4 protein-coding genes and 1 pseudogene are annotated in these 4,937 nt (G+C 30.4%); all 5 read left to right on the top strand.

Going from position 1 to position 4,937, the window contains the following annotated elements:
• Positions 1–709 (top strand): annotated as a pseudogene (locus tag LQ598_RS13545) (MobV family relaxase); the annotation flags it as partial.
• Between the two features lie 563 nt (positions 710–1,272).
• Positions 1,273–1,437 carry a ribbon-helix-helix domain-containing protein gene (locus LQ598_RS13540; RefSeq protein ID WP_017722131.1) on the top strand — a complete coding sequence of 55 codons (165 nt, stop codon included), beginning with the start codon at positions 1,273–1,275 and terminating at the stop codon, positions 1,435–1,437.
• Between the two features lie 234 nt (positions 1,438–1,671).
• Positions 1,672–2,616, top strand: coding sequence for a replication initiation factor domain-containing protein (locus LQ598_RS13535; protein WP_016913209.1), 945 nt, complete (start codon positions 1,672–1,674; stop codon positions 2,614–2,616).
• A gap of 161 nt (positions 2,617–2,777) precedes the next feature.
• Positions 2,778–4,157, top strand: coding sequence for a tetracycline efflux MFS transporter Tet(K) (tet(K), locus tag LQ598_RS13530; RefSeq protein ID WP_181288644.1), 1,380 nt, complete (start codon positions 2,778–2,780; stop codon positions 4,155–4,157).
• A gap of 186 nt (positions 4,158–4,343) precedes the next feature.
• Positions 4,344–4,937: MobV family relaxase (mobV, locus tag LQ598_RS13525; protein ID WP_239745713.1), on the top strand; the 594-nt coding region annotated here is incomplete at its 3' end.

The following is a 4,937-nucleotide window of genomic DNA, read 5'->3' as shown; positions in this document are numbered from 1 at the left end:
ATATGTTAATCAACGTGGGTATGATTTGGACCGAGGACAATCAAGACAAGTTACAAATGCTAAACATGATCAGGTAAACCGATATAAGCAAAAAACAGAATATCATAAGCAAGAATATGAGCGTGAGAGCCAAAAATTAAGCCATATACAACAAAAAAGCAGTGAGTTGATAGAACAATACCAAAAATCATTAGAAACGCTTAAAAAGCCTTTAAACGTCCAATATGAACATGAAACTGAAAAAGTAGGTGGATTATTCAACAAAGAAATACAAGAAACAGGCAATGTTGTAATAAGCCAAGAAGATTTTAATACCTTTCAGAAACAAATAGAAGCAGCACAAACGATTACAGAAGATTATGAGCGTATTAAGTCTGGTAAAGCGTTGAATGAGCTTAAAAATGAAAATAGTAAGCTTAGAGAAGAAAACAAGGATATGTCTGAAACTTTAGCAAGAGCAAATGAGTTTATAAAAGACCTCAAAAAACACCTTGATAATGCGCTTAATGTTATTAAAGTTATTAGAGAGATTTTTGAGAAGTTAGAGCAAGTTCTTGGTAGAAATAAATACCAGCATTTGATGAATGATGTAAGTAGAGATAATGGTCGTATGATAAAGGCGATACAAATATTAGATAAACAAATACATCCTGAAGAATATCAAGAAGAAAAGAATACGCAAAAACGTGATAGGGGTAGAGGTAGATAAATAAAAACGCCACTCTAAAAATAGAATGGCGTTCAAAACCTTTAAAGAATTGTTTTAAGTATATCTAATTTAATTATACCCACATTTATGCCGAGAAAACTTTTTGGTTGGAATAATGAAATGTGATAGCTAACTTGTTAGCGAGTTGGTTGGGCTTGAATTGGGATTAATCCCAAGAAAGTACCAACTCAACATCACATGGAATTGTTGGTTCCGACCAAAAAGGAAATTGGAATAAAAAATAAATTGAGTTAATGGTTTAGGTTTTAGGGCTAACTTCACGAAGTGATCTGTTAGCCCTGTTTTTGTATTTTGCTTTAGAATTTATCAAATTTAGTTGGAAAAAGGGGGACTACTACGACCCCCCCTTTTAAGTGCCGAGTGCCAAATCAGAGATTGTGAAGTGTTTAGACCTTTAATATCAAGGGTTATAGCGATTTTTCACAAAGCTACAAATAGGCTACATTTTAGGGACTTTATGAGTTATTGTATAGAAATCTCTAGACATGTATGTATAAATGGAATAAAATAAACTTATTAATAGTTAGAAATGGGGAGTAAAAATGGTTCGTACAAAAGTAGGTATAACTTTAACTGAAGATACTTTGAAAAGACTTGAAGAAATTGCAGAACAAATGGGCTTAAGTAAGTCCCAGGCTATTTCTATGTTGATTAATAACGAGTATTTAAGTAAGTATCAAAGCGAAGATAAAATATTTAAGGCATAAAAAAAGTCTTAATCAATTAGACCAAGACATTTGATAGTGTTATATTAATAAGCAAATAAAAAGAAGTCGCTCACTCCCTCGCCAAAGTTTGTGATAGCGACTTACCTTAAAGAAAAACAGTTGATGTTTTTGTTCTTAATTTGTATATCTAGATATTAAACGATATTAGTTTATTCTTCAAGATATATATTCGGGTGAGCGACTTCTTAAATTAAATTAAGGAGTCGATTTTTTATGAGTAAAAATAATTATACAAATCATTCAAATCACTTAGAAAATCACGATTCAGACAATTTTTCTAAAACCGGCTACTCTAATAGCCGGTTGGACGCACATACTGTGTGCATATCTGATCCAAAATTAAGTTTTGATGCAATGACGATCGTTGGAAATCTCAACCGAGACAACGCTCAAGCCCTTTCTAAATTTATGAGTGTAGAGCCCCAAATAAGACTTTGGGATATTCTTCAAACAAAGTTTAAAGCTAAAGCACTTCAAGAAAAAGTTTATATTGAATATGACAAAGTGAAAGCAGATAGTTGGGATAGACGTAATATGCGTATTGAATTTAATCCAAACAAACTTACACGAGATGAAATGATTTGGTTAAAACAAAATATAATAAGCTACATGGAAGATGACGGTTTTACAAGATTAGATTTAGCCTTTGATTTTGAAGATGATTTGAGTGACTACTATGCAATGTCTGATAAAGCAGTTAAGAAAACTATTTTTTATGGTCGTAATGGTAAGCCAGAAACAAAATATTTTGGCGTGAGAGATAGTAATAGATTTATTAGAATTTATAATAAAAAGCAAGAACGTAAAGATAATGCAGATGCTGAAGTTATGTCTGAACATTTATGGCGTGTAGAAATCGAACTTAAAAGAGATATGGTGGATTACTGGAATGATTGCTTTAGTGATTTACATATCTTGCAACCAGATTGGAAAACTATCCAACGCACTGCGGATAGAGCAATAGTTTTTATGTTATTGAGTGATGAAGAAGAATGGGGAAAGCTTCACAGAAATTCTAGAACAAAATATAAGAATTTGATAAAAGAAATTTCGCCAGTCGATTTAACGGACTTAATGAAATCGACTTTAAAAGCGAACGAAAAACAATTGCAAAAACAAATCGATTTTTGGCAACATGAATTTAAATTTTGGAAATAGTGTACATATTAACATTACTGAACAAAAATGATATATTTAAACTATTCTAATTTAGGAGGATTTTTTTATGAAGTGTCTATTTAAAAATTTGGGGAATTTATATGAGGTGAAAGAATAATTTACCCCTATAAACTTTAGTCATCTCAAGTAAAGAGGTAAAATTGTTTAGTTTATATAAAAAATTTAAAGGTTTGTTTTATAGCGTTTTATTTTGGCTTTGTATTCTTTCATTTTTTAGTGTATTAAATGAAATGGTTTTAAATGTTTCTTTACCTGATATTGCAAATCATTTTAATACTACTCCTGGAATTACAAACTGGGTAAACACTGCATATATGTTAACTTTTTCGATAGGAACAGCAGTATATGGAAAATTATCTGATTATATAAATATAAAAAAATTGTTAATTATTGGTATTAGTTTGAGCTGTCTTGGTTCATTGATTGCTTTTATTGGTCACAATCACTTTTTTATTTTGATTTTTGGTAGGTTAGTACAAGGAGTAGGATCTGCTGCATTCCCTTCACTGATTATGGTGGTTGTAGCTAGAAATATTACAAGAAAAAAACAAGGCAAAGCCTTTGGTTTTATAGGATCAATTATAGCTTTAGGTGAAGGGTTAGGTCCTTCAATAGGGGGAATAATAGCACATTATATTCATTGGTCTTACCTACTTATACTTCCTATGATTACAATAGTAACTATACCTTTTCTTATTAAAGTAATGGTACCTGGTAAATCAACAAAAAATACATTAGATATCGTAGGTATTGTTTTAATGTCTATAAGTATTATATGTTTTATGTTATTTACGACAAATTATAATTGGACTTTTTTAATACTCTTCACAATCTTTTTTGTGATTTTTATTAAACATATTTCAAGAGTTTCTAACCCTTTTATTAATCCTAAACTAGGGAAAAACATTCCGTTTATGCTTGGTTTGTTTTCTGGTGGGCTAATATTTTCTATAGTAGCTGGTTTTATATCAATGGTGCCTTATATGATGAAAACTATTTATCATGTAAATGTAGCGACAATAGGTAATAGTGTTATTTTTCCTGGAACCATGAGTGTTATTGTTTTTGGTTATTTTGGTGGTTTTTTAGTGGATAGAAAAGGATCATTATTTGTTTTTATTTTAGGATCATTGTCTATCTCTATAAGTTTTTTAACTATTGCATTTTTTGTTGAGTTTAGTATGTGGTTGACTACTTTTATGTTTATATTTGTTATGGGCGGATTATCTTTTACTAAAACAGTTATATCAAAAATAGTATCAAGTAGTCTTTCTGAAGAAGAAGTTGCTTCTGGAATGAGTTTGCTAAATTTCACAAGTTTTTTATCAGAGGGAACAGGTATAGCAATTGTAGGAGGTTTATTGTCACTACAATTGATTAATCGTAAACTAGTTCTGGAATTTATAAATTATTCTTCTGGAGTGTATAGTAATATTCTTGTAGCCATGGCTATCCTTATTATTTTATGTTGTCTTTTGACGATTATTGTATTTAAACGTTCTGAAAAGCAGTTTGAATAGTTATATTATATTTTGGTTTAGAACTATGAGTGGCTAGCATTTTGCCACTCATTTTTTGCGTTAGCAAAAACAGGTTTAAGCCTCGCAGAGCACACGTATTAACGACTTATTGTAAAATAAGTCTAGTGTGTTAGACTTAAAGTATTAAATACCTATAAAACCTTAGTGCTGAGGAGTGATTTTTATATGTCGTATTCTATTATTAGAGTTTCAAAAGTTAAAACTGGAACAAATACAACAGGCATACAAAAACATGTTCAAAGAGAAAATAATAATTATGAAAATGAAGATATAGACCATAGTAAAACTTACTTAAATTATGATTTGGTAAATGCTAATAAACAGAATTTTAATAACTTGATTGATGAAAAAATTGAACAGAATTATACAGGCAAAAGAAAAATTAGAACAGACGCGATTAAACACATTGATGGTTTAATTACATCAGACAATGATTTCTTTGATAATCAAACGCCAGAAGATACAAAGCAGTTTTTTGAATATGCTAAAGAGTTTTTAGAACAAGAATACGGTAAAGATAATTTATTATATGCAACAGTTCACATGGACGAAAAAACCCCACATATGCATTATGGTGTTGTTCCTATCACTGATGACGGTAGATTAAGTGCAAAAGAAGTTGTAGGGAATAAAAAGGCGTTAACAGCGTTTCAAGATAGATTTAACGAATATGTTAATCAACGTGGGTATGATTTGGACCGAGGACAATCAAGACAAGTTACAAATGCTAAACATGATCAGGTAAACCGATATAAGCAA

The organism is Mammaliicoccus sp. F-M27, from assembly GCF_022387115.1.
GTDB classification, from domain to species: Bacteria; Bacillota; Bacilli; order Staphylococcales; family Staphylococcaceae; genus Mammaliicoccus; species Mammaliicoccus vitulinus.
Note: the sequence above shows the minus strand (reverse complement) of the source record. Positions and strands in the feature narration are given on the sequence as shown.

Bases quoted from the DNA above. Each gene is read 5' to 3' on its own strand.
- LQ598_RS13540 (WP_017722131.1), top strand. From the start codon at position 1,273: ATGGTTCGTACAAAAGTAGGTATAACTTTAACTGAAGATACTTTGAAA.
- LQ598_RS13535 (WP_016913209.1), top strand. From the start codon at position 1,672: ATGAGTAAAAATAATTATACAAATCATTCAAATCACTTAGAAAATCAC.